This window comes from Streptomyces sp. bgisy130, assembly GCF_057708345.1.
This window is the reverse complement of the sequence record NZ_JBYISA010000001.1, coordinates 136,208-158,999: the sequence shown is the minus strand read 5'-3', so window position 1 is coordinate 158,999 and position 22,792 is coordinate 136,208. Positions and strand designations below refer to the sequence as shown.

Here is a 22,792-nt window from a genome sequence, read left to right as displayed (position 1 = left end):
TCAGTCGGGTATCACGCTCCGTCTGCGGCCCGACGATCTCGCAGCCGGCGGCCGTCAGATTCCGGTGGCCTGCAGTTGGGCGAAGGTGCCGACCTTCGCTGACCATGCCTGCTGGCCATGTAGAGGACGCCAACCGAGCAGCGAGTCGGAGGTGGCCGTGTCAGGCCAGAGCATGTAGCCGAGCATGACGAGCTCGCACCCCGCCGCATGGGCTGCGTCGGCCGGGAATGCTGGCCAGTCAGGCCAGTGTGAAAGGTCCGTCTCGGCAAGGGGCTCGCGACTCCCCTCGCGAACCACTTGCAGTAGGTAGCCGCTGTCCGCAGCCTTGCAGATGGCATTGAGATCACGGCGGAAATCGGCAGTCGTCACGGCAAAGGACGCTAACAAGATCAGCGTGGCTGCGAATTTCGGGTATGTCAGGTACCGATGTGGACACTGGTCTGGGGCCTGGACCTCAGGCATCAGCCACCACGTGCGACTATCGGCCCTTCCGGCGGTCTGGTTGGCCTGGGGATGCGGTGTTGTTGGCCCGCAGGCGTGATCTTCGGCGCTGGTTCAGATGCCGGTTCCTCGGGCCCGATGGGACGCCGTGGACCAGCTCCACCGAGTACTGAGCATGGATCTGGCCGGGCGGGCCAACTACGGCGCTAAGTCACAGCCAGGACCACCCGCCCCACCTGCACAGATGCGCCAGAAATCGAACACGTGATGCAATAGCTGGTATGCGATGCCCTTCCTTCCCCGAGGATCTTCTCGCCGCGCAATGCGCCTGGGACAGTACGTACCGGGCCCTCGCCGACCCAGCGCGACGAGGAGGAACGACTGCGCTTCGGCGGCATCTGCTTAAGCTGTCGGTGCAGGTGTGGCGGCACCCGCACTGGTCATCGCGCGATGCGGGATGCGGCGAGCGGGTGGCTCTGCGCGGGCGGGCGAGGCAGCTGGAGTCCGGAGCGCCGTAGATGGGCCGTGGCGCCGAGGACCAGGCGTCGGCCGGAACCGGGCCGGCCGAGATCACGCTGGTTTTGCCGGACGGACAGACCGTACGCGTACGGCTTCACGAGAGGTGTGAGACGCGGGGGCAGCACCCGTGGCGCTATCGCATCGGGGTGCCGTCCTGGGTGGCAACGCAGGCGGGCGTGGAAGCAGCCGAATACGGAGTTTGGGTCACATCCGATCAGCTCCAGCCAATCGAGGGGGTGGATCTGTCCCGCGTTCCGACGCAACGGCTCCCGCCAGAGCTCCCTCCGCCGCGGCCCTCGGGGTGGGTTGTGCGGGCCGATCCGGAGCGGCGCGGCGGAACGGTGGTGCATGCCGCAGACTGCCGACAGGCTGGCGGAGGAGGGGTCGAGCTGGGCGCGATGGAGGCGCTCGACGCGCTGATGCGGCCCAGTGCACGGGCTTGTCACGACTGCGACGCCGCTGCCGTGCTCGTGCCCGCGCTGGAGTTGGGGCAGGGGTACGCGTAGCGGCCTTCGCCGGACCAGTGGCTCTCGGCCGAGGAGGGCATGCGCAGCAGGCCCCCGGAACGGGTTCCGGGGGCCTGCTGTTGGAAGGTGATCATTCGGTCATGGGGTGGCTCAGCGGGTGCGCCCCGCGCTGGGGGAAGCCGGCGGGGCCGGGGCCTGGTGAACGGTCCGGCCAAGGCTGCGAGAGGGCGTCGCCGTAGCCCACGCGCCGGGAAACCACACCTGGCTGTACTGCTCGATGGCGCGGCGCAGGCCGTCGAACTCGGCACCCTGCCAGGGCATTTCCCCAGCGCGGTGGTACTTGTCAAATGTGCCGTGGCTGTAGCCGGGCCGCTCGCTCTCGATCCGATCGCGGCGGAGGAAGGTCTCATGGTCGCTGAATGTCAGAACCGTGGAGTCGACTTCGCCCGTGTGCGGATGGATGACCTGGACGCGCAGTCCGCCGTAGGTGAACGCACGTATGGTTGGGGAGAACTCGATCCGCAGCCGCCGCGGATCGCCGGGGATGGGCGTCGCGTAGTACTTGTTCCCGACGACGGTGCTGTTGGCGAAGGGTATTCCCAGCTCGGTAAAGAACTCACGGGCGTACAGGGGCATATGGGCCTCCAGTTTGCTAGCGATGGTGGCGCGGGGGCAGGGCGGGAGATGCAGGCGGAATCGAGCGCGTGCACCCGGCGGTCGGTGTGGCGGTGATCGGGCGCTTCGGTGTGGTGGCGTTGTAGTGGGAAGCGCGGTCGCGCCTGTGCGGCTTGGGCGGGCCGAGTTCCCTGAGCCTCTCGGGGGCGTCCGCCAGCTCTTCACCGAGAGCGGTGAGCGTGGTGGCGGCCTCCGTGAACCGGTGGTGCAGCTCCGAGCCCTCATCGCTGCCGGACGCCTGGGCCTGCTCGGCCGCAGCCTTGAAGAACTCGCTGAGCCGCGCCATCACGCCGAAGTCCGGGTGCAGCACCTGATCGGCGTGGTACTCGGCGCGGACATAGCTGTCGGCTCCAAGCATCCGGTCGGTCAGGTCCCGTATCTGCAACTGGGCGCTGTGGCTGTCCTGCGCGTCTGCCTCGTTAGCTGCCTCAGGCCCGCGGAGGGCGGGGTCGAGGTCCACGGTGTAGCGGGCGACGGTGAGCATTTGCGCCGCCGCACTGGCCATTGCGTTCTCGCGCTGTTCGCCGATGTTCAAAGGCAGGTGATGCACGGTCCGGTCGTTCCACATCGACCGGAGGAAGCCGGCACGCCCGAGCAACTGGACGGCTAGGTCGTCCTCGCCTTCGGCGTCGACGATGCCGAACACATCTCTGCTGATCTTGACGTCAGGTGTCTCGGGAATAGACGGGTCCTGTCAGAAGCCGGGGTCTCAAGGGCTGATCGGTCTGCGGGAACTGCCTCGTCAGCGACGTGGTCCGGGCCGGGCAGGGCGGCTGGTGGTGCTCCAGCGCGGGACGCTGGAGGTGGGGAAGGCGGCCGGTCGGCTAGGGGCGGCTCTCCGGACTTCCAGCGGCGTCGGTGCCGCAGGCTTGGGCGGTCGTACGGGGGTGAGCTGGGCCAGAGCAGCGAGCCGCGGATCGAGGCCGTGCTTGTAGCGGGGGACGGGGGAAGGGTCGGCCAGCGCAGCGGCAGTGGCCGCGATCAGGTACGACGGGGTGCGGGCGGTGAAGTGTGCTTCCGCACGGGTACCCCAGCCGGGAGGTCCGGCCCACAGAGTCGTTGTCTCGTCGTCCGGGTCATGGAGGCGAACGTCAATGAGGGCTCCCGCCTGCCCGTCGGGGGCGACGATCTCCACTGTGCCTCGTTCGGCCGCCCCCTGCTTCCAACCGGCTGTGAGCAGTGGCTGGATGCTGTCGGGCCAGTAGATCGACGGGGGTGCGAGGAAGGGGGCTGCACTGTCGGCCCAGTCGCGGGCCAGAGCAGTGGTAAGGCCGGCGACGATCTCAGCGGGAGTGTTCTGGTTGAAGGTCGCCGTCCAGCGCGGCGTGGAGGCAGCGTCCTCGGAAGCGGTGATCTTCCACAGGTCGTGGTCGTCGCCGAACCAGCCGATTCGGATGCGGTGGTCCGGAGAGGTCACGACGAGCTGACACGGGCCGTCGTCCAGGTGGTGGTGGGGCCAGGCGGCGACCGGTGCGAAGCCGGGGTCGCCGAATCCGCTGGATCCGGCGAGGTAGCGCGGGGAGACGAAAACGTCCCCGTCGATGGTGGGAGGGTGATCGGGGGGTGCCACGGGATCCTGAGAGGTTGAGGGTGGAGGCGGGTCAGTCGGCGGGCAGCATGGCCGCTTCGAGGTCGGCAGGCCGGCCGGTGTAATGCAGCGTGCGCAGTCCCAGTCGGTGGGCGGCGCTGCAGTTGTCGGCACGGTCGTCCACGAACAGCACGCGCTCCGGCTGGACGGATCCAAGGGTGTTCAGGGCGTGTTGGTAGGTGGCTGGGTCGGGTTTGCACACCTCCAGCCGGGCCGAGTACAGGGCGTGGGTCATCAGTCGGCGCCAGTCGTGGGTGTCGAGCACGTCGCTGAGGTGGGCGGGCGCGTTCGACAGGAGCACCATCGGCAGTCCCCTCTGGTGGGTGCGGTGCAGGACGCTCAGGACGCGGTCGTCGGTGATGATCCACATGTTGGTGTCCGCGACACGTAGTTCGCGCAGCAGGCGCCTGCTGGGATGGAATCCGAGGACCTGAGTCCAGTACGCCTGGTCGCTGAGCTGGCCGGCGTCGTAGAGAGGGCGCGCGCTCCAAAAGGCGTTCTGGAAGGTGGAGAGGTCTGCCTCCCAGCTGGCGGTGCGGGCGAGGCGGAGCCACTGAGTGGTGGTGGGCTGGACGCCTAGCACGCCGTTGTAGTCGAGGATTACGGCGTCGGGGCCGGTGTGCGTGGTGGTGAGGGGCACGGGGCGGTGTTCTCCAAGGCGCGATGGGACAGGGCGGCAACGGAGGCGGCGAGCAGGGCGGGGAGCAGTAGAGCCGCGGGCAGAGCAGTGACGCTGGCGAGGGCGCCGATGAGGGCGGGGCCGGCCAGCAGGCCCACGTAGCCGATGACCGCGACCGTGGCCACGGCTCTGGGGCCACCGGTTCCGGCTGCGGTGATCAGTGAGGGGACGGTGGTGGACAGGCCGAGTCCGAAGACCGCCCATCCAGCCAGTGCCCACGGCACACTGGCGGCGAGGACGCCGGTGGCAAGCCCGGCCGCGGCGAGCACCGCGCCGGCCCGGACCACGGCCGGGGCGCCGAAGACGGTGTGGAGACGGTCGCCGGTGAGGCGTCCGAGGGCCATAGCGCCGCTGTAGAAGGCGAATGCGGTGGCGCTTATGGCCGGTGTGGCATGCAGGCTGTGCAGGTGGACGGCGGCCCAGTCGGCGGCGGCCCCCTCACCCAACAGCGATCCCGCGGCCAGCGCCCCCAGAAGCCACAACTTCGCGGGGGACAGCGGCGGTCGGCGTACGTCGGCCCCTCGGTGGGTGGGCGTCGTCGGTTGATCGGCACCGCTCAGGGACTCGGTCGCCGGTGCGACGCCGAGCGCAACCACCCCCATGGCCAAGCCGGTTACGAGGAAGAGGCTGGTGTGCGCGGTGTGGGCGGTGGCGGCGGTCAGGGCGGCGCCGCCGAGAGCACCGAGGGAGTAGGCGGCGTGGAAGCCGGACATGATCGACCGGCCATACGCGTTCTGGCAGCGCACCGCCGCTGCGTTGGCGGCGACGTCCAATACGCCGTGGGCGGCTCCGAAGGCCAGCGCCGCTGCGAGCAGCGAGGCAAGGCTGTGGCACTGCCCCAGGAGGGCGAGGCAGCCGGCGAGGCCGACGGCTCCGCCGGTCAGCAGGGTGGGAAGTCGCTCGGGGAAGGCGAGACGGCCTCCGAATTTCAGTCCGGCGACCATGCCGAGCGCGGCGGCCAGCAGCACCAGGGCCAGCTGTGCGGTGGTCAGGGGGGCGGCTTGCTGTACGGCCGGCATTCGGGCGCCCCAGATGGCCATCACCACTCCCATGCCGAGGAAGTAGCCGGTCAGCAGGCTCCGGCTGCGCCGGGCGGAGGCGGCTGTCGGACTCACGCGACCGGCCTGCCCCTCCGTGTCGGCTGCGGCAACGCCCAGGGCGACAGGACGGTCGGACAAACAGGCTCCTCAAAGGTACGGACGGGATCGGGTGATGGGATGGGGTGTTCACGGGCTGCGCCGGCGGCGGATCTCGATCACGGATTCCCACTGCGGGTGCTCGGCGAGCAGCCGCCTTGCGTACAGGGCCGTGTAGTCGTTGTTGAGACCCCTGACCTCGTTCGGGTGGCGCCATCGCAGAGCCTCGAAAAGCGCCTTCATCCCGACCTTCTTCGCCCCCGCGCCGAGCCTCTCCACGACGAGCTGCTCCAAGGCGCGGTAGATCCAGGGGTGCTGGGCATCGAAGCCGCGGAACCGATCGGTGATCGTCGGGGAAAGACGAAGGCCCGGCAGTCGGTCCTGCGTGATGGTGGGCATGAGCAGTGGGTCCTCTCTTTGCCGAGGGTCAAGAAGATGCGGCGGGCAGCGTGCGCAGCCGGGTGAAGGCGATCGCGAGACCGAAGGCTTGCAGGAGGGCAGCAGCGGTGACGGCGTGTCCGAGATCGGACGGCGGAATCGCCGCGACCAGGAGTCCGGCTGCGGGGAACGGCAGCAGGAGCAGCAGGATCGTCACCGCGAGGGTGCTGCCGAAGACGTCGCGTGGGATGAAATGGGAGCGCATGGTGCGCAGCACGACGGTGAGGCCGCCTTCGCCGGCCATCAGGACGGCGATCAGCAGGAGGTAGCCGCGGTAGGAGTCGGCCTGGGCGACGGCGAGGGTTGCCGTGGCTGCGATGGCAGCGGAGGCGGTGCCCACCGGCCACAGGCCCCAGCGGTCGATCGCCCGGCGGGCTGCGGTGACGGCGAGCAGGGAGGCGACGGCCGCGGCGGACCAGATGAGTCCAGCATCGGACTGGGAACGCCCGAGTTCGTTGACCACGATCACCGGCATGGCTGCCTGAAGAAGGCCGATGGCTACGTTGGAAACGAGCAGGCCACCGACCAGCCAAGCGAGCGCCGGCAGCGAACGCAACGTCCGCCAGCCGGCCCCGAGCCCGCCCTTCTGCGACATGGCACCGACCGGGTGCGAGCGCTGGCGGGGGCTGAGGGCGGCGGCGAGGAGCGAGAAGCCCGCGAGCGTGCTGAGCATCACTGCCGGGCCGCCGTGCTCCAACACCAGGCCCGACACCACAGGTCCGGCGAGCATGGCGCTCTGGTCGATCCCCAGCAGAACGGACTGCACTCGGTGCGCCCGGCCTCCGGCTGTCCGGCTCGCCTCGCCGCCGGCGGTCTCGGCGGCGACGTAACTGAACTCGGTGAGGACGCCAGATACCGGGGCGAGCACCATGACGATCACCGCCGCGAGCGCCCCGGCATCTTGGACCGTCAGCAGGAGCGCAGCGGCGAGGACGACCAGGGCCCGCAGGACGCACGCGGCTCGGAAGACGCATGCGGTGCCGTGGCGGTCGACGAGGGTGCCGGCCACCACGAAGGCGCCCAGCCGGGGCAGCCATTCCAGTGCGAAGGCCAACCCCGTCAGCCCCGCAGACCCGGTAGTGGCCAGGACGAGGAGGGGAATGCCGTAGGTGGTCATCGCGAACGCGGCGCCGTCGGCCGTCCGAGGCAGATAGACGCCACGCAGCAAGCTTGGAGTGGTTGTGCCGGGCTGCTGGGAGCAGACGGTGGGCCCCGTCACTCGGCGGACTGGGGTGCGCCGAGCTGGACTGCCTGGTTCGCGACCAGCCACTGATCCAGCAGATCGCGTGCCCCGGTCAAGTCGGCGAGAGCGTCCGCGCTCAGCTGGGAGTCGGCTGGTGGACCACAGAGGCCGGGCTCCTCAGTGAGGGCCTGTGCCGCGGCCAAGAGTGCGAAGGTGCTCTGAATGCGGCTGGTGAAGTCCGAGGCGGCGCTCGGATAGGAGTGGCGGCGGGCCCACCGTGCCGTCGCGTCGTAGAGGTCCGCCAACTCCGACCCGGAAGTGGTCAGCCCGAGGCAGCCTCCAGGCCGGACGTGGACAAGGCCGAGGCCACGGGCAAGATCGGTTGCCCTGCGGAGGCGGTACTCGGAGAGATCAGCGAGGGTGCCGACCAGTCGGCGCAGGAGTATCGGTCCGTTGTCGTCGATCTCGGCGATCAGGCGGATAAGGGCCGGATAGGAAAGCGCCGAGCAGGCATCCGGCAGGGTGGCCGTCGAGGGGGAGCTGTTCATCGGCGCGGACCTCCCGCCGCGAGTGCCGCCCCCGAGCGAGCGGGTGTGGCATGGGAGAACAGGTCGCGGTGCTGCCACGTCAGTGAGGAGCTCTGGCCATTCGTGCTCGGTGCGGGCGTGGCGGTGGGGGCCGGTAGCCGCGACTGGTTGCTGACCCACGACTTTGGAGCGGGCGCGGTGTCGGGGCGTCCCCAGAGCGGGTGCCGGGCGGCCTGGGTGAGGGGCTGCCCGGCCGACCACGCGGATAGCGCGCCGAAGACAGGCCCGAGTGCCTCGCCGGCACCGGATAGGCGGTAGGGCTTCCCGATGCCAGCGCTGTCGACCAAGCCATCGGCCACGAGCTGTCGCAGCGGCGGGTAGACGTTGGTCCATTCGTTGTCGGGCATGACCGTCTTGGCCAGGGCCCGACCGCTGGCCTCCCCGCGGGACTTCAGTACCCACAGGATCGCGGCGGCGTGGCGCCGGGTGAGGAGGGTGAGGCTGTCCTCGACCTGCTCGATCGCGGGCAGGGGCCGGTCTGCCTTCTCCAGATGTTCCTCCGCCCAGGTGACGATCAGCGGCAGTACCGGCAGAAGGGCGGCGCCGCGATCGGTGTGGCCGTAGGTGACGTGCCGCGCGGTGTGCTCGGTGCGCTGGACGAGGCCGGCTTCACACAGGGTCTGAAGCTTGGGGTGGAGCTGGCCGCTTTGCAGCCAGGCAACCTTGTCGGCGACCTCGCTGTAGCGCAGCGGGTGGCCGGATCCGGATAGCGCCAGCAGGATCCTCACGTGCCATCGCGGAGTGATCATGGCCAGGGCCTCGGAGACGCGGGCGATATCGGCGTCGGTGTCGGAGGGCAGACCGGTGGTAGCCAATGAACGAACTTCCTGGGTGAGTGAACGGGGCCCGTGGGTCAGCGGCTTGGAGCAGTGCCCGCGGCCGGGACGGGTGAAGCGGGCAGTGCTGGCACGGGGGCGGGTGCCGGCTCGGGTGAGGCGGCACGCCCTGGGGGCGAGGTGACGCGACCGAGGCTCTGGAGGACGGCGGAGGCCGTCTTGGACTGGAGGTCGCGCACGGCGACTGCTTCGGCGAGCCGTCGGGCGCAGTCAAGAACGTGCGACACCTCAGGCCCGCCGATCTGCCGATCCGGGTGGACGAGTTGGGCGAGGCGGTCGCGGTGGACGGAGATGCTCTGCTCGGCGACGGCGAGGTCGCAGTGCATGCCGAGAAGGGCGGCGAGCATGCCGGGCGGCTGGTCCTGGCTGTATGCCTCCAGGTCGGCCAGCGGTGCGCCGTACAGGTCCTGGATCTGTCCGGCTATCTCGGGGGACGTGACGTGATCAGGCAATCGGGGGCTTTCACGGTCGGGCCCGGGCCGCCCCGGCACGCTGCGGTGCCGGGGCGGCGGTGGGGAGGGTGGTGGCCACCGGCTGTGACATGCGGGCGGGCCGGGGCTGCTGGCCAGCAGCCGGCATGGTGCGCAGCAGGTCATCAAGCGCGGCTCGGTAGCCGGTGCGGGCGTCGAGCGCGGCCTCCAGCCACTGCGCGTCAAACCGCAGGTCACCTGCGGACAGCTCGGCCATGTCGCGCTCGGCCGCCATGGCGTGGCGGACGCGGTCGCGGACACGGATGACCTGCTCCTCGGCCAGGGCGAGGAACGAGCGCAGCTCCATGGCGCGGGACAACGCGGCGGAGGCGTCCGGACTGGTGGCTGTCGCGTACAGGTCGGCGATGGGAGCGTGAAAGACCTGCTCCAGCCGGCCGTCCAGGGTGCTGGGCTTGAGCCGGACGCTCACCGCAGGCCCCTTCGTCCCGTTGCCGGTTCCGGTGCAGTCGCTGGCCGGAGTGGCGCGCTGGTCTGCACGGCCGGGCCCTGTCGGGCGCCGCGGCTGAGCCGGGCCAGCCTTTCCGCGGCCAGGCCCTGTTTCCCGTACGCGTTAGGGTCGAGGAGCCACTGCACGACCCCGGCTCGCCCGTTCCTCGCGGTCACGGCCATATTCACTCGGTGAGCCATTGCCATAGCTCGATCGTCGAGTTCAATCGGCTGGGATTCGAGGACGGCAACGAGTTCGTCCTCAGCCCTTTCCAGTGCTTCCTGGGACTCTGCGAGCATGCCGTGCCAGCGGACGATCTCTGTGGCCTCACGGTTGGCCTGTGGAGCCGCAGTGACGGCCTTCTGCAGTTCCGCGAGGTTCATATCGAAATGGGCTTCGATTTGCTCGGTGATAACGCCCATGACGTCGTCGACGCCGTCAAGCACAACGGACTCCTTTCATCTGCGGCAGTTCCGTGAGAGGTCGCCGATAGTCAAGAGGGACTCGGCGTACCGGGTTAGTGCTGGCAGGTGTAGACGGTCGGGTAGACGTAGACACCGGAGACCCAGCCCTTTACGCCGGTCTTCTTGTCCGTGATGTAGACCCACCAGCCGGACTTGGTCACCTTGTGGACGGTGAACTTGTGGCTCTTGTAGAGAACCCCGACGGCGGTCGACTTCGACGACGCCTTGGAGCGGATGGTCACGGCGCTGGCGTGGACCTTGTACGGCCCGGACTTGTCACACGAGGCAGAGGCGGCGAAAGACGCCGGGACTGCGGCGTTGGCGGCCGGAGCGGTGACGGCGGGCAGCGCGATGGCCGCGGTCACAGCTGCGGCAGCGGCAATGCGGGAAAGTCGCAAGGAGATTTCCTAACAGTTGAAGGGAGGTAGCGAGGGGGGTATGCGGAGACAGCTAAATCAGTCGAGGCACATGTAGACCTGCCGGAATACGTAGGTGCCGGAAACCCAGCCCCTTTCACCGGTGGTCGCGTCGGTGATGTAGTGCCAGTTGCCGTGGGTCCTATGGACGGTGAACTTGTGGCCGCGGTACAGAATCCCGATGGCGGTCGAAGTCGACGACGTCTTCGAGTGGGTGACCACAGCCTTCGTACCGATTGCCCACGGGCCAGAACGGTCACACGGCCGGGCGATCTGGGCACTACTCGCCGCAGAAGCCGGGGCGGCCATAGCCACCGCCGCCGAGGCAATTGGCAGGGCGAGAACGCCGAGCATCGCGGCGGATACCGCAATTCGGGTTGAGCGCATGCGAAGTAAGCCTCCTTACGGAAGGTGGAATGCGTGGAGAGGTGGCCAGATCTGTCGTCCCGGCAGCCATATAAGAGTCCGGAGAATCGCCGGTTTGGCCAACCGGCGATCGTCGGCTATGTTGCGCCCTGCACGGCCGCTTTGAGGCTCAGCGTGATCGGCCCGGCGGGTGTGGAGCAGGGGCCTTCGGTACGGGAGCCGAGCGCGCGAACGAGGTGGCTGGCCTGACGGGCGGGAGCGGTCCGGCCGTACCGCTGAGCCGGTCGTCGCACCACTGGAGAGCTTCTTCGACCGTGTCGAAGCCGCCCTCGCGCAGGCGGTAGGTCCACGCGTCGCTATCGAGTTCCTCGACCACGACGCGGAATTCGGACGGTGCCTTGTCGTCCAGGGCACGCAGCGCCGCCACGATGACCGGGTCGCCCGGGTCATCACAGGTGTAGGAGTATCCGAGTGCGAATCGATCTCCGTCGGTCATGAGCCGTCGCTCCAGGGCCCGCGTCGCCTCGTCCGCAGGCGACGGGCCCAGGTCGTTGAGCCCGATGGACTGCGGCGGACAGCCACGGTGGATCAGCCACGACTGCCCCATCGCGGGCAGTGGCAGCAGGGCTCGTTCGAAGCGGAACGTCTTTGACCCAAGGTCGCGTTGAATGTGGAGAGCGATGTACTGGGGGTGGCCTGGCACGTCCCAGGTGGCCGAGGAGTCGTACAGGACGTAATAGCTGTGGACGCCGTCGGCAGTGTGGTGCTCGCCGATCGGGATGAGCTGGTCCTCGATCACGGAGATCTGACCGTAATAGGCCCGGGTGGTCTTCTCGTCGGCCTCGAAGCCGTCAAGCCGAGCATCCAGCTCAGGCGCGCGCCGACTTCGGTCGTCAGGCGGGTTCGATTCGGTAGCTGGCATGAAGCCTTTCGATGGGGAATCGGCGCGTCAGCGCCGATGAGCTGAGGTGGTGGGCCACGCTCCCGGCCTGGGGACCCTCGTGGCCGCTTCGGTCGCCGGCATGCGGCGGGCGGAGACCAGCGCGGTGCGCCCGGCTTCGGTCAGAGCGAGCGACTGACCCGCGTGGAGGGGATGACTGGTATCCCGTGAGATGAGCCCTGCCGATTCGAGCCGCTCCACCTCGGCATAGGGGATGCGGATGCCGGAGGCATTAGTTGCCGAGATCCGCCCGATATGGAGGTGCTGGTAGAGCTTGGCGCCGCCGATGATGGCCAGCAGCGCTGTCTGGTCGGCAGCTGAGATTGGTTCTCTGCTGGCCGCTGGCGCCGTGCGGGCAGCGGACTCGATCGGCTCCAGCGCGGCGATCACCTGCGGAGCGGCGGCGTCGCGTTTGTCGGCGGCGTTCTGCAGCTGTTCCACGGCACTCTTGATGCGCGCGAACAGGGCTACATCGACCGGGAACTCGCCGCTGGTCAAGCGGTGGAGGAGGGTGCGGTAGAAGGTCACAGCGTTTTCGGCCTGAGCCAGTTCGCAGTGCCGGTCGACCAGGCCGGCGTGCTGCTCGTCGAGAACACCGCGGTCGCGGTGGGCTCGCAAGGCATCGACGTCGTGGCCGGTGCTGGACTCGATGCGGTGGTCGAGCTGGGGGACCGCGCGCCGGGCGGATTCCGGCGCGGGATCAGGAGGCATAGGCAAGGCTCCGGGTATTCAGCGGGCGTGGTGGCGCGAGGGGGCCTGTGGGAGGTGGGGCAGGCCCGGAACCGCGGAAGGCATGGGCGCCGGGCTGCGGGTCGTGAGCTGCGGGGAGCGGGAGCGGGCCGCGTGGGTGCGCGCGCTCAGCGGCCGGCTGGTCATCCCCAGGCGGCGTCCGACGGTGTCGTAGACGTCGTTTCCGGCCCGTGGCCGGACAGCGACGACGTGGATCTCCTGTCGGTAGGTGGATGTCTCGGGCGCCGGGCGGAGGCCGTAGACGACGCGCCACTCCTTCCGGGAGTCGACAAGAAGCTTGCGATAGCCCTGCAGGTCACCCGTGAGCCGGATCCCGAATCGCTCCGCGTTCACCACTTCTTGCAGGTACGCGAGGGTGAGGTCGCGGATGTCGGTGGGGGCTTGGAGGAGGTCAGTGAGGGCACGAGGATCAAAGCTCAGGCCGAAGGCCGGCCCGGTCATGACGTCGGCTCGTGCTCACCGGAGACCGATGGCTCCAGCTCAGCCTCTTTCGCCTTCTCGGCTCGCGCCGATGGCGGAGGTCCGGGAAGGATCCGGTGCGCGGGTCGGTCCACGGAGGTCATGCACGCCGACAGCGGACCGCCAGGCGAGCGGATCGCGGCGATGGTGTGGGTCAGGAAATCCCGGTGCCACACGAGCATCCCGGACGGGCCCGCTTCAGGGTCCTTGTGCTGCTGGTAGGCGAGCCACAGGGCATGAAGCCAAGCGACGACGTCGGAGTGCTCCTGCCACTGCAGGCACCAGGGAGTGGCCGTGGTGACCTCCGTCCCGTAGGCGGGTAGGAGGAAGTCGTCCACCCAGTCCGAGAGGCCGTCGAGTTCGTCCTCGTACGCCTCGCCCTCCAGCTCCAAGATGGGACGTGGCTCCGGCGGCGCTGCCGGCACCGGTCCGCCGGGCGCTGGCAGGCCGAATGCCGCGAACGGAGAGCCTCCCCCGGCTGCGGGGGTGGCGGCAAGGTGGTCGAGCTGTTGAGCCTGCTGGGCCGACTGCTCCATCAGCCGTCGGACGCTGGCCTCTATCCCCTCCAATTGAGCATCTGGAATGCGGACTGGTTCCAACTCTCCGTCGGCGGGGAGGTCTACGGATTCAGGCATGACAGGAATGGCCTCCTACGAGCCGTGGAAATGGGGAAGCGGGAGATGTGGTGAGCAATTCCGCCCTCGGACTGTCGGCCGGGCACAATGGGGTGCCGTCGGGACGGCGAAGGTGCAATTTCGCCTCAGGTCGCGCTGTTACGGCGTCAGGAAGCGAGCGTCATGTCGTCCTGGGTGAGGGTTTCGCGGCTTGTCTCCGTCAAACGGTCGGCCGCGATCGAGGCGTAGTGCTTCGTCTTCTCTACGCCGATGAAGTCGCGACCTTCCAGCAGGGCCGCCACTCCGGTCGAGCCGGAGCCGGCGCAGAAGTCGAGCACCGTGCCGCCCTCGGGGCTGATCTTGACCAGCTCGCGCATCACCTCGACGGGCTTTTGTGTGATGTGCTGGCGCTGCTTGCCCGAGGGCTGCGAGGCCGAGTACAGACCCGGCAGGTAGACCGGGTTACGGGAAGCGTCGATGGCGCCGTTGCTAGCCCAGATGATGAATTCACAGTTCTGGGTGAAGCGCCCCTTCTGGGGCCTGGCCTGCGGCTTGTGCCAGGCCAGCACACCCCGCCACAGCCATCCGGCCGCCTGGATCGCGTCCGTTGTGACGGGGAGCTGGCGCCAGTCGGTGAACAGCAGAGCGGTGCCACCGGTCTTGGTCAGCCGGTGCGCCTCGGTCATGATCTGTGTCAACCAGAAGCCGTACGACCTTTGGTCCATGTTCTCGCCGGTGAAGTCGGCTAGGCCGTGACCGGCGTCCGCGGAGGTGTACTTCTGCCTCGCAGTTCGCGAGGTGCGCTCCTTCGCGGTGCGCCCGCCCGAGTTGTACGGCGGGTCGGTGATGACGGAGTCGACGCAGTCGTCCGGAAGATCGGCGAGGACGCTGAGGGCGTCACCCTGGTGAAGGGAAAAGGGCAAAGAGGACCCCGATTCGGGTGGGAGTTTGAGGTGGGATAGTTCCCCCGTCGCACGTGTAAGTCCCCGCGAGCCGAATCGGGCATACAGATGCCCAGGGCTACGAGCGGGAGGCGAGGAGAGTCCCAAAACTGTAGAGGCTAATTCGCCGACGACCAAGAAGTGCCGTACTGAGGGGTCGGATTCCGACCCCTCACGTCGACTTTTTGGTCAACTGCCGATCTGGGCCTACTGTTTTTGAACTGCCCGGCGCACACCGCCGCTGGCTGCTCCCACCCTGCCTCACGGAGGTTTCCCCTGCCCCGGCACCCCTAGCTCGTCTCCTGGACCGGCACGGCGAGCGGCAACTCGCCAAAGCCGACCAACCCCTCGACCGCCCACTACTGGCCGCCGCCCCCTCCACCATCCCAAGCGCACGCGGCACGCCGGAACTGCACTCGAAGGACCGCTTCATGACCTCTCGCCCCTACCCACCCCTGCCCGAAATCGATGATCTGCGAGCGGGCCGCACGGGTTGAAGGCGCTCGCCGCTTGCCTCGGCGTCGTCGTCCTCTCCCCCGTTCTCCTCTTCGGCACGGCCACGATGATGGCCACCGCCAGCCAAGCCGCCCAGAACAAAGCCGAGTTCGGCGACTGCCTAACCACCGGCGGCAACACCGACACGGCCACGAAGAAGGTCACCAAGATCCTCGACGGCGCGGACAGCAAGCACGTCCACATCAAAGACCTCACGCTGCCCGCGACACAGATCCCCAACGCCCAGACCATCGTCACCACCGGCATCAGCCTCAAGATGCCGCCCCGAGGCCGGGTCGTCGCCCTGGCCACCGCGATGCAGGAATCACGCCTGCGCAACCTGGACAGCGGCGACCGCGACTCGGTCGGACTGTTCCAGCAGCGGCCCAGTCAGGGTTGGGGCACCGTCCAGCAGCTCCATGACCCCGTCTACGCCACGACACGGTTCTACAAGGCGCTGGAGAAGGTTCACGGCTGGCAGCAGCTGACCGTCGCGCAGGCCGCCCAACGCGTCCAGAAGTCCGGCTTCCCAGACGCGTACGCGAAGTGGGAAAGCCTGGCTACCGCACTGGATAGAGCCATCACCGCGTCGCTCCCCCACTCCGCCCAGGGCAAAGACGCCACGGGCGCTTCATCGGGCGCCCCCTCGACCTGTGTCCCGGGCAAGGACGGCTCCAGCTGGGGTCCCATCCCCGACGGCACCGTCCCGAAGGGCTACAAGATCCCCAAGGACGCCGATCCGAAGGCCCGCAGGGCTATCGAGTGGGCGATGCACCAGCTCGGCACGCTCTACCAGTGGGGCGGCACCTGCACCGCCGCGCACGGGCCTGACCCGATGCACCGCTGCGACTGCAGCTCGCTGATGCAGCAGGCATACGCGCACAGCGGCGTCCAGCTCACCCGCACGACGTACACACAGGTCCACGAGGGCAAGGCTGTCGCCGCCACGCACCTTCGCCCTGGTGACCTGATCTTCAGCCGCGGCACCGCCTCCCGGCCCGAGCACGTCGGCATGTTCATGGGCGACGGCCTCGTCATCGAGGCCCCCAGGACGACCAAGCCGGTCCGGATCACGCCGATCACGGACTGGACGATTCTCGCCGCCCGCCGCGTCCTCTGACGCCGCCCGCCCGGCCCGTCGCCTCTCCTCCGTCCCAGAGCGCGGCGCCCCTCCCCCTTCTCTTCTCCCCTTCCCGCCGGGCCGGGTCTCACCGGGCCTGCGCACGCAAGGAGCCTTTTCCATCACCACGTCACTCGTAGACCGCGCGGTCGTCTACCTCGCCTACAACCCCGGCATCACACCGCAGGATGGTGGCCTGCCCGGCCTCTCCGTCCTGAAGTCCGTCGTCAACAGCATCAATCTTTTCGGCATCATCGCCGTAGTCGGCGCCCTCGCCGTCTCGCTCGGTGTGTGGGCCTGGGGCCATCACTCGGGCGGCCACCAGGCCGAGGCCAACGGCAAGAAGGGCGCCACCGTCTCCGCCGGTGCTGCCCTCGGTCTTGGCGCCGCGAATGGCATTGTGGCCTTCTTCAGCTCGCTGGGGTCGCAGATCCACTGATGCCCAAGCCCCCCTCTCCCCGATCCGCGTACGGCTTCGGCTGGCCGGCTAACCGACGCATCGCGATCGGCGCCCTCACCCTGACCGTACTGCTGGCCATCGCCGTTGGCGTCGCCTTCCTCACCGGCCGCAGCGAGCAGCCCCCGGACCACCCGACACCGACGAGCAGTTCGTCTCCGCCCGCGCCCTCGCCAGACCGGCCGGCGAAAACCGGGTCCGTGCCAAAGCCGCCGCGGACCGCCGAGCCGGTCGCCTACGCCAAAGCCGCAGCGACGATGCTGTGGTCGTACGACACCAGGAATACAAGCCGTGGCCAGCAACTCGACGGCATGCAGGCGTGGATGACCGGCGAGGCGAAGTACGCCGACTGGACCTCCGTCTCCGGCCAGGTCCCTGATCCGGCGTTGTGGTCGCGTATGGCCGACCAGGACCAGCACGCCACCGGCACGGCCGCCGAGGGCCGCTTCCCGAGCACGTTCAAGCAGGCCCTGGCGGACGATCCGTCAGCGATCACCCAGGCATACATCTACGTCGTCACCGTCAACGGCAAGCAGAAGATCGCCTGGAAGAAGCACGGCGGCGGTGCCGAGGAACGCGCCATCACCCTCGCCGTGCAGTGCCGGCCCCACCACAACTGCTCCCTGGCCGCCATCGCCCCCCGCGTCGCGCCCTGACCGCCTGATCCCGAAAGGAGAGAACACTCTCATGGGCTTTTGTGACTTGCCCTTGGCGGACAAGGTCTGCTCGGCCACCGACGCAGCCGGCGGCGCGATCGACTTCGCTTCCAATCCCGGCAAGGCAATCGGCAACTGGATCGCCCAGAGCGCCGGCGAACTCGCTGCCGCGGCAGCCGACCTCGCCGCGAAAGCGGTCAACTCCACCACCCAAGTCGACCTGAGCGCCAGCTGGTTCCGCGACAACTACGAAATGTTGCTGCCCATCGGACTGACCATCCTGGTCGCCACCTTCTGCGCGCAGCTCATCCGTGCCGCCGTCCGACGCGACGGAGAGGCCCTCGCCCAGGCATTCACCGGCACCATGTCGGGCGTCCTGTTCACCTTTGGCGCCGTCGCCGCCACCACCATCGCCATCGAAGTGGTCGACGCCCTGTCCGACGGGCTCTTCAAAGCCTCGCACCAGTCCATCGAGACGGCCGTGCGACGCACTGTGAAGGTCGCGGAGATCGGCGCGCTAACCGACTTGGGCTGGATGGTCGCCACCGTGGCCAGCCTCGGAGTCGCCCTCGGCGCCGTCCTGTACTGGTGCGTGATGCTGGTCCGCAAGGTCGGCATCCTCGTCATGGTTACCCTCGCGATCTTCGCCGGCGCCGGTGGCGGCTGGGAAGCCGCCCGCCGCTGGCGACGCGGCTGGATCGAAGCCACCGCCACCCTCGTGGTCTCCAAGTTGTTGATGACGATCATCTTCGTGCTCGGCGTGGCCGCGATGGGCAATACCTCTCCCAAGGGTGGGCTCGGTGCGCTCGCCGACGTCCTGTCCGGCATCGTGATCATGGTCTTGGTCTTGCTCTGCCCCTATGCGGTGTTCAAATTCGTGCACTGGGCGGCCGAGGGCACAGACGGGGAGTCGATCCACCGCGCCGGTGGTGCCGGTGCCCAGATGGCCCGGCAGCACGCCGAGCGTGCCGGACGCAAGGGCGCTTCCATGGCCGCCACTGCCGGAACGGGCGGAGCAGCCGCCGGGGCCGGCGCAGCCCCCCAAGGCCCCGACGCAGGCTCCGGAGAATTCCCCGGCGACATTGCCGCCACGTCCTCCGGCGGAGACTCGGGGGTCTCGCCCGGCGGTGACGCCGCCAAGTCGGGTCTGGAGAAAGCCGTCCAGCCGCCACCGACCAGCGCCGCCGATGACACCAGCGGTCTCGTAGGCGGAAGTCCAGCAGCAGACGGCTCCGGACAGGCCGCCGCAGCCGGCCAAGCCGGCGGATGGCAGCTCACGCCGCCCACCACAACCCCGCCGCCACAGGGGGCACCGCCCTCCGCACAGCCCGTCAGCGCCTCTCCACCGCCGCCGACCGGCCCCTAACCCCTGCCCGACCCCTGGGGGCGGGAGGTCTCCGTCTCCCGCCCCCAGCCCCGCGCCCAGGACCACCGCTCCTTGTCTGATCTCTCCGTCGCCCCGGTCTCGGTGAAGTTCCCGCACCGGTCCCGCCGCGGCGTCCTCCTCGGCCTCACCCTTTCCCAACTCACCCTTGTATCCGCTGCACTGGCGCTGCTTTTGGTGACGGTCACGACGACCGGGCTGCTCGGCGCCATCGCACTCACACCTCTGTGGGCAGCCGTCGCCGCCCTGGTCATGATCCGCCGACACGGCCGCTCATTGATCGACTGGGCACCCACCGTGGCCCGCTACGCAAACCGCCGCCGCACCGGGCAGACCCTCTGGCTCGCCCGCCCCATCACCAGACCCCGGCAAGACGGCGCCCTACACCTGCCCGGCAACTCCGCCTCCCTCAAGGTCGTCACCCCCGGCGACTCCGCCACCGGCTCCGCCGCCATCCACGACCCGCATCAGCAGACCCTCACCGCCATCGCCCGCGTCAGCAGCCGCGCATTCGCCCTGCTCGACCCCGCGACACAGAACCACAACGTCAACGGGTGGGGCCGAGCGCTGGCGGGCATCGCCCGCACCGGGCACGTCGCCACCGTGCAGGTCCTGGAGCGCACCGTCCCCGATAGCGGCGACACCCTCGCCCGACACTGGAGCCAGCACGGCCGGCCCGACGCCCCGGTCGCCGGGCACGTCTACTCCGAACTGGTCGCCGCCGCCGGGCCCGCGGCAGCACCGCACGAGACGTACCTCGCGATCTCCCTGGACCTCAAGGCCGCCAAGCGCCTGATATCGCAGGCCGGCGGCGGGCTGCCCGGCGCCTTCACCGTGATGCAGCAGACCACGGCCAGCGTCGCCCAGGCCGCCCGGAACGCCGGATTGACGGTCACCGGCTGGCTGAGCGCACGGGAGATCGCCGCCGTCATCCGCACCGCCTACGACCCCAAAGCCCTGTCGGCCCTACAGCAGTGGTCCGAGACCGGCCGCGCGGAAGCCGACCCCGCCGCTGCCGGGCCCGTCGTCCAGGTCGAGGACTGGGACCGGCTGGCCACCGATTCCGCCCGCCACGCCACCTACTGGGTCGAGGACTGGCCGCGCGTCCAAGTCGGCGCCGGTTTCCTCCACGGCCTGATGTTCACCGCAGGGGTCCGCCGCAGCCTGTCCCTGGTGTACGTGCCCCAGGGAATCGAATCGGCACTGCGCGACGTCCAGCGCCGCAAATCGGCAATCATGGCCGACGCCAGCGAACGCGCCCGGCGCGGACAGGTAGACAGCGAAGAGGACAGCGTCGAATACGCCGACGTCAAGCAGCGCGAGCGGCAGCTCATCGCCGGACACGCCGATGTCGCGCTGACCGGGCTGGTCACCGTCACCGCCCAGACCGACGACCTCCTCGATGCTGCCTGCGCGCAGATCGAGACCGCCGCCGTCACTGCCGGCGTCGACCTGCGACGCCTCAACTACCAGCAGCCCGACGCCTTTGCCGTCTCCGCGCTGCCGCTGGCTCGCACCACTCTCTGACCCCGCCGCCCGCTCCACTGATACGGCGGCAGCAAGGACCCCGCACCTTTGAAGTCTCCTCCCCACGCCGACGACGCGAACCCCTACCTCCGCGCCGCCACCGCCGGCATCCGCCACCACACGCGCAGCCTCGCCTCACTCGCCCAGCACAGCACCTCGTCAGTGGACCGTATGCACCTCGACGTGCTGCACGCCCACCTGACCGCGCTCCACCAGCTGCTCGACCAGCTCGCCGAAGCCACCCGACCGTCGCACCCCGCCGCCGGCAGACACCTCGCCACCGCCCACGCACGGCTGTGGCAGGCCGCCGCCGCCGTGCACGACGCCTTCCACGTCCTGCCCGTGGCGGACGAAACCTCTGCAGACGCCGAATGCCACCCCGAGCGGCTGCCCAAGGGACCCCCCGTCCTCACCATCTGCCAGCGCCACCTCGCCGCCGGTCACGTCGTACGCCGCAAAACCACCCCGAGCGACCTCAACACCCCGCTGCACGGCCACACCGCCCCCAGCAGCCAGTAACCCCTCACCGAAAGGCACCACATGCGCGCCCTTAAGCGATCCACCTCCACCGCCGCCATCCTCGCCGCGCTGGCCGGCACCACCGCCCTGGCCACCGCCACGCCTGCCTCCGCCGCCAGCTACCACTGCACCACCAGCAGCTACACCGTCGACGACCCGTCGTTCAACCCCGACTCCGACAACTGGGACTTCGACGTGAAGCTGTGCGCCAAGCGGAGCGGCGGCTACATCTACACCACAGCCAAGGTCAACTGGGACGGTCCCTACTCGGCCCCGAGGAACCGGTTCAACAAGGCACGCTTCCACCTGCAGACCAAGCGAAGCGTGAAGGGCACGGACCCGGTCGTGAAGTACGCCAACTACACCGGCCTGGGACGCGCGCTTGCACACAGCAGCAGCAACGGCAACGGCTCGTACGAAACCGGCACCCTCAAGCACAAGGCGGGCTCCAGCCGTTACCTCGCCGACGGCTACATCGAGCTGGACTGGGCGGGCGATGGCAAGGGCTACCGGAAGCCGCTGATTTTCCGCGCCTCCCCGCGCGTCTGACCCCGCACCGCGTCCAGACCGTCATCACGTGAAAGCCGCCCTGTCATAAGCCACCGCCCCGCGCGCCGCGCCCGCCGCGCCAGCGCCAGCCCCCTGTTCACCCCGCACGGCACGGACCGCGCCTCCCGGAAGACCGCCCGCCGCCAGCTCGCCGAGGCGACCGCGAAGGCCCGCGTTGAAGCAGCCGCCCACGCCAGCGGCACCGGCATGCAGGAGCCGGAGATGCCGGCGCCCCTCTTCCCGCTCGCGGGGCGACCCGGCTCTGCCTCCTCCCGCAACAACAAGCTCAAGCTGCCCGCCCACCGCATGACCACCGCTACCGCGAGCGGGGCATACCCCTTCCTTGCCGAAGGTGGACTCGGCGCGGAAGGCATCTACATCGGTCGCGACGTGCACGCCGAAGCGTCCTTCTGTTTCGACCCGTGGGCGCTGTACGGCAAGGTCGAGGGCTTCACCAACCCCAACGTGGTCCTCGCGGGTGTGATCGGGCAGGGCAAGTCGGCACTCGCAAAGAGCTTCGCGCTGCGGTCGGTCGCCTTCGGCTACCGGGTCTATGTCCCGTGCGATCCCAAGGGCGAATGGACCCCTGTGGCGCAGGCGCTGGGCGGTACCTCCGTCGCGCTCGGCCCCGGCCTGCCCGGCCGACTCAACCCCCTGGACGCCGCGCCACGCCCTGAGAGCATCTCCGAGGCGGACTGGGTCGGCGAGGTCCGAAAGAGGCGTCTCCTGCTGCTCGGCTCCCTGGCCCAGACCGTCCTCGGCCGGGACCTGCTGCCCATGGAGCACACCGCCCTCGACGTCGCCCTCAGCGCCGTGGTCACCCGCGCCCAAGCCGCCGACCGAGCCCCGCTGCTCGGCGACGTCGCCGCCGCCCTCAACGACCCCACCCAGCTCGACGAAGCCGCAGGGATGATGTCGGGACGGCTCGGCGAGGCAGCGTCCGACCTCGCCCACGCCATGCGGAGATTGGTCCACGGCGACCTGGCCGGCATGTTCGACGCACCCTCCACCGTGCGCTTCGACCCCAGCACACCGATGCTCACGATCGACCTGTCCCGGCTCGGCGGAGGCGGTGACGACACCGCCCTCGTTCTCGCCATGACCTGCGCCTCCGCCTGGATGGAGTCCGCTCTCACCGACCCGCGCGGCGGCCGACGGTGGATCGTCTACGACGAGGCATGGCGCCTGATGAGCCATGTCGGATTGCTGCAACGCATGCAGGCCCAGTGGAAGCTCTCCCGCGGCCTCGGCATCGCCAATTTGATGGTGATCCATCGCCTCAGCGATCTGCTCACCGCAGGCGACGCCGGTTCACAAGGCCGGGCACTGGCCGAGGGCCTCCTCGCCGACTGCTCCACCCGCATCATCTACCGCCAGGAGACCGACCAGCTCCAGGCTGCTGCCTCCCTGCTTGGACTGACCTCTGTCGAGATGGATGCCATCGCGCACCTCAACCGCGGCAGGGGCCTGTGGAAGGTCGCCGGACGATCTTTCATCGTGCAGCACCTCCTGCACAGCCGCGAGCTGGCGCTATTCGACACCGACGCCCGCATGCATTGAATCCCCGTCGATTCCGGGTAGTTGATGCCTGCATTCCCATGAACCCGCAGGCGAATACCCCTTCGACAAGAATCGCCCACCTGCGGAGGCACCTATTCCCCCACCCTC

Annotated in this window: 31 protein-coding genes; 10 read left to right on the top strand and 21 right to left on the bottom strand. The window is 69.1% G+C overall.

The features are described 5' to 3' along the window. Positions 1-54: 54 nt before the first annotated feature. Positions 55-369: a hypothetical protein gene (locus AC3EUV_RS00770; RefSeq protein ID WP_432141093.1), complete on the bottom strand. Its 315-nt coding sequence runs from the start codon at positions 367-369 to the stop codon at positions 55-57. A 353-nt stretch (positions 370-722) separates the two neighbouring features. Here AC3EUV_RS00770 and AC3EUV_RS00765 point away from each other — a divergent pair, with 353 nt between their 5' ends. After that, positions 723-959 (top strand): hypothetical protein, encoded by a 237-nt coding sequence (locus tag AC3EUV_RS00765; RefSeq protein ID WP_488187835.1) that lies wholly within the window; start codon positions 723-725, stop codon positions 957-959. Next, entirely contained in the window at positions 960-1,466 is a 507-nt protein-coding gene (locus tag AC3EUV_RS00760) for a DUF6233 domain-containing protein (RefSeq protein ID WP_432141092.1), read from the top strand. On the opposite strand, the gene AC3EUV_RS00755 is transcribed toward AC3EUV_RS00760, so the two are convergent. The 20 genes from AC3EUV_RS00755 to AC3EUV_RS00660 all read right to left on the bottom strand — a co-directional run bounded on the left by AC3EUV_RS00755 (position 1,403) and on the right by AC3EUV_RS00660 (position 14,399). Then, positions 1,403-1,561, bottom strand: coding sequence for a hypothetical protein (locus AC3EUV_RS00755; protein WP_432141208.1), 159 nt, complete (start codon positions 1,559-1,561; stop codon positions 1,403-1,405). The genes AC3EUV_RS00760 and AC3EUV_RS00755 overlap by 64 nt on opposite strands. 16 nt (positions 1,562-1,577) lie before the next feature. After that, entirely contained in the window at positions 1,578-2,063 is a 486-nt protein-coding gene (locus AC3EUV_RS00750; RefSeq protein WP_432141091.1) for a hypothetical protein, read from the bottom strand. Between the two features lie 16 nt (positions 2,064-2,079). Continuing rightward, positions 2,080-2,748: a hypothetical protein gene (locus tag AC3EUV_RS00745; RefSeq protein ID WP_432141090.1), complete on the bottom strand. Its 669-nt coding sequence runs from the start codon at positions 2,746-2,748 to the stop codon at positions 2,080-2,082. Between the two features lie 96 nt (positions 2,749-2,844). Continuing rightward, positions 2,845-3,672: an SPDY domain-containing protein gene (locus AC3EUV_RS00740; RefSeq protein ID WP_432141089.1), complete on the bottom strand. Its 828-nt coding sequence runs from the start codon at positions 3,670-3,672 to the stop codon at positions 2,845-2,847. A gap of 31 nt (positions 3,673-3,703) precedes the next feature. Next, complete coding sequence (locus tag AC3EUV_RS00735) at positions 3,704-4,330, bottom strand: HAD family hydrolase (protein ID WP_432141088.1); 627 nt, start codon at positions 4,328-4,330, stop codon at positions 3,704-3,706. Next, positions 4,291-5,484, bottom strand: a complete 1,194-nt coding sequence (locus AC3EUV_RS00730; protein ID WP_432141205.1) for an MFS transporter — start codon at positions 5,482-5,484, stop codon at positions 4,291-4,293. Before AC3EUV_RS00730 ends, AC3EUV_RS00735 begins: the two co-directional genes overlap by 40 nt. Before the next feature lie 111 nt (positions 5,485-5,595). Further along, entirely contained in the window at positions 5,596-5,904 is a 309-nt protein-coding gene (locus AC3EUV_RS00725) for a hypothetical protein (RefSeq protein WP_432141087.1), read from the bottom strand. Between the two features lie 28 nt (positions 5,905-5,932). Beyond that, on the bottom strand, positions 5,933-7,060 hold the full coding sequence (locus tag AC3EUV_RS00720; RefSeq protein ID WP_432141204.1) for an MFS transporter: 1,128 nt from the start codon (positions 7,058-7,060) through the stop codon (positions 5,933-5,935). A 98-nt stretch (positions 7,061-7,158) separates the two neighbouring features. Continuing rightward, positions 7,159-7,674 carry a hypothetical protein gene (locus AC3EUV_RS00715; protein WP_432141086.1) on the bottom strand — a complete coding sequence of 172 codons (516 nt, stop codon included), beginning with the start codon at positions 7,672-7,674 and terminating at the stop codon, positions 7,159-7,161. Further along, positions 7,671-8,528 (bottom strand): winged helix-turn-helix transcriptional regulator, encoded by an 858-nt coding sequence (locus tag AC3EUV_RS00710; protein ID WP_432141085.1) that lies wholly within the window; start codon positions 8,526-8,528, stop codon positions 7,671-7,673. The genes AC3EUV_RS00715 and AC3EUV_RS00710 overlap by 4 nt, the downstream gene beginning before the upstream one ends. A 38-nt stretch (positions 8,529-8,566) precedes the next feature. After that, entirely contained in the window at positions 8,567-9,001 is a 435-nt protein-coding gene (locus AC3EUV_RS00705) for a hypothetical protein (RefSeq protein WP_432141084.1), read from the bottom strand. A 10-nt stretch (positions 9,002-9,011) separates the two neighbouring features. Beyond that, the gene (locus tag AC3EUV_RS00700) at positions 9,012-9,449 is read right to left on the bottom strand and encodes a hypothetical protein (RefSeq protein ID WP_432141083.1); all 438 of its coding nucleotides are present in this window, start codon (positions 9,447-9,449) and stop codon (positions 9,012-9,014) included. Next, positions 9,446-9,913, bottom strand: a complete 468-nt coding sequence (locus AC3EUV_RS00695) for a hypothetical protein (protein ID WP_432141082.1) — start codon at positions 9,911-9,913, stop codon at positions 9,446-9,448. Before AC3EUV_RS00695 ends, AC3EUV_RS00700 begins: the two co-directional genes overlap by 4 nt. A gap of 71 nt (positions 9,914-9,984) precedes the next feature. Further along, the gene (locus AC3EUV_RS00690; RefSeq protein ID WP_432141081.1) at positions 9,985-10,329 is read right to left on the bottom strand and encodes an SH3 domain-containing protein; all 345 of its coding nucleotides are present in this window, start codon (positions 10,327-10,329) and stop codon (positions 9,985-9,987) included. A gap of 57 nt (positions 10,330-10,386) precedes the next feature. Beyond that, positions 10,387-10,734 carry an SH3 domain-containing protein gene (locus tag AC3EUV_RS00685; protein ID WP_432141080.1) on the bottom strand — a complete coding sequence of 116 codons (348 nt, stop codon included), beginning with the start codon at positions 10,732-10,734 and terminating at the stop codon, positions 10,387-10,389. Between the two features lie 148 nt (positions 10,735-10,882). Next, positions 10,883-11,635 carry a hypothetical protein gene (locus AC3EUV_RS00680; protein WP_432141079.1) on the bottom strand — a complete coding sequence of 251 codons (753 nt, stop codon included), beginning with the start codon at positions 11,633-11,635 and terminating at the stop codon, positions 10,883-10,885. A 27-nt stretch (positions 11,636-11,662) separates the two neighbouring features. Then, positions 11,663-12,364 (bottom strand): hypothetical protein, encoded by a 702-nt coding sequence (locus tag AC3EUV_RS00675; RefSeq protein ID WP_432141078.1) that lies wholly within the window; start codon positions 12,362-12,364, stop codon positions 11,663-11,665. Positions 12,365-12,382: 18 nt separating this feature from the next. Further along, complete coding sequence (locus tag AC3EUV_RS00670) at positions 12,383-12,844, bottom strand: hypothetical protein (protein ID WP_432141077.1); 462 nt, start codon at positions 12,842-12,844, stop codon at positions 12,383-12,385. Then, positions 12,841-13,398 (bottom strand): DUF4913 domain-containing protein, encoded by a 558-nt coding sequence (locus AC3EUV_RS00665; RefSeq protein WP_432141203.1) that lies wholly within the window; start codon positions 13,396-13,398, stop codon positions 12,841-12,843. The genes AC3EUV_RS00670 and AC3EUV_RS00665 overlap by 4 nt, the downstream gene beginning before the upstream one ends. Before the next feature lie 245 nt (positions 13,399-13,643). Then, the gene (locus AC3EUV_RS00660) at positions 13,644-14,399 is read right to left on the bottom strand and encodes a DNA-methyltransferase (protein ID WP_435601888.1); all 756 of its coding nucleotides are present in this window, start codon (positions 14,397-14,399) and stop codon (positions 13,644-13,646) included. Between the two features lie 511 nt (positions 14,400-14,910). On the opposite strand from AC3EUV_RS00660, the gene AC3EUV_RS00655 reads away from it, so the two are divergent. From AC3EUV_RS00655 to AC3EUV_RS00620, 8 genes are all read left to right on the top strand, one after another. Continuing rightward, positions 14,911-16,032, top strand: coding sequence for a C40 family peptidase (locus AC3EUV_RS00655; protein ID WP_432141072.1), 1,122 nt, complete (start codon positions 14,911-14,913; stop codon positions 16,030-16,032). Between the two features lie 121 nt (positions 16,033-16,153). Then, positions 16,154-16,471 carry a DUF6112 family protein gene (locus AC3EUV_RS00650; RefSeq protein WP_432141202.1) on the top strand — a complete coding sequence of 106 codons (318 nt, stop codon included), beginning with the start codon at positions 16,154-16,156 and terminating at the stop codon, positions 16,469-16,471. Beyond that, positions 16,471-17,145, top strand: coding sequence for a hypothetical protein (locus tag AC3EUV_RS00645; RefSeq protein ID WP_435601887.1), 675 nt, complete (start codon positions 16,471-16,473; stop codon positions 17,143-17,145). The genes AC3EUV_RS00650 and AC3EUV_RS00645 overlap by 1 nt, the downstream gene beginning before the upstream one ends. Positions 17,146-17,176: 31 nt before the next feature. Beyond that, positions 17,177-18,511 (top strand): SCO6881 family protein, encoded by a 1,335-nt coding sequence (locus AC3EUV_RS00640; protein WP_432141070.1) that lies wholly within the window; start codon positions 17,177-17,179, stop codon positions 18,509-18,511. 72 nt (positions 18,512-18,583) lie between these two features. Further along, positions 18,584-20,056: an SCO6880 family protein gene (locus AC3EUV_RS00635; protein ID WP_432141069.1), complete on the top strand. Its 1,473-nt coding sequence runs from the start codon at positions 18,584-18,586 to the stop codon at positions 20,054-20,056. A gap of 48 nt (positions 20,057-20,104) precedes the next feature. Continuing rightward, positions 20,105-20,575, top strand: a complete 471-nt coding sequence (locus tag AC3EUV_RS00630; protein WP_432141068.1) for a DUF6238 family protein — start codon at positions 20,105-20,107, stop codon at positions 20,573-20,575. A 21-nt stretch (positions 20,576-20,596) separates the two neighbouring features. Then, the gene (locus AC3EUV_RS00625; RefSeq protein WP_432141067.1) at positions 20,597-21,124 is read left to right on the top strand and encodes a hypothetical protein; all 528 of its coding nucleotides are present in this window, start codon (positions 20,597-20,599) and stop codon (positions 21,122-21,124) included. A gap of 45 nt (positions 21,125-21,169) precedes the next feature. Beyond that, positions 21,170-22,684 carry a VirB4 family type IV secretion system protein gene (locus AC3EUV_RS00620; RefSeq protein WP_432141201.1) on the top strand — a complete coding sequence of 505 codons (1,515 nt, stop codon included), beginning with the start codon at positions 21,170-21,172 and terminating at the stop codon, positions 22,682-22,684. Positions 22,685-22,792: the final 108 nt, after the last annotated feature.

Coding starts and splice junctions, on each gene's coding strand:
- AC3EUV_RS00765 (WP_488187835.1), top strand. CDS start 723: ATGCGATGCCCTTCCTTCCCCGAGGATCTTCTCGCCGCGCAATGCGCC.
- AC3EUV_RS00760 (WP_432141092.1), top strand. CDS start 960: ATGGGCCGTGGCGCCGAGGACCAGGCGTCGGCCGGAACCGGGCCGGCC.
- AC3EUV_RS00755 (WP_432141208.1), bottom strand. CDS start 1,561: ATGATCACCTTCCAACAGCAGGCCCCCGGAACCCGTTCCGGGGGCCTG.
- AC3EUV_RS00750 (WP_432141091.1), bottom strand. CDS start 2,063: ATGCCCCTGTACGCCCGTGAGTTCTTTACCGAGCTGGGAATACCCTTC.
- AC3EUV_RS00725 (WP_432141087.1), bottom strand. CDS start 5,904: ATGCCCACCATCACGCAGGACCGACTGCCGGGCCTTCGTCTTTCCCCG.
- AC3EUV_RS00720 (WP_432141204.1), bottom strand. CDS start 7,060: ATGACCACCTACGGCATTCCCCTCCTCGTCCTGGCCACTACCGGGTCT.
- AC3EUV_RS00715 (WP_432141086.1), bottom strand. CDS start 7,674: ATGAACAGCTCCCCCTCGACGGCCACCCTGCCGGATGCCTGCTCGGCG.
- AC3EUV_RS00685 (WP_432141080.1), bottom strand. CDS start 10,734: ATGCGCTCAACCCGAATTGCGGTATCCGCCGCGATGCTCGGCGTTCTC.
- AC3EUV_RS00680 (WP_432141079.1), bottom strand. CDS start 11,635: ATGCCAGCTACCGAATCGAACCCGCCTGACGACCGAAGTCGGCGCGCG.
- AC3EUV_RS00675 (WP_432141078.1), bottom strand. CDS start 12,364: ATGCCTCCTGATCCCGCGCCGGAATCCGCCCGGCGCGCGGTCCCCCAG.
- AC3EUV_RS00670 (WP_432141077.1), bottom strand. CDS start 12,844: ATGACCGGGCCGGCCTTCGGCCTGAGCTTTGATCCTCGTGCCCTCACT.
- AC3EUV_RS00665 (WP_432141203.1), bottom strand. CDS start 13,398: ATGGAGCAGTCGGCCCAGCAGGCTCAACAGCTCGACCACCTTGCCGCC.
- AC3EUV_RS00645 (WP_435601887.1), top strand. CDS start 16,471: ATGCCCAAGCCCCCCTCTCCCCGATCCGCGTACGGCTTCGGCTGGCCG.
- AC3EUV_RS00640 (WP_432141070.1), top strand. CDS start 17,177: ATGGGCTTTTGTGACTTGCCCTTGGCGGACAAGGTCTGCTCGGCCACC.
- AC3EUV_RS00625 (WP_432141067.1), top strand. CDS start 20,597: ATGCGCGCCCTTAAGCGATCCACCTCCACCGCCGCCATCCTCGCCGCG.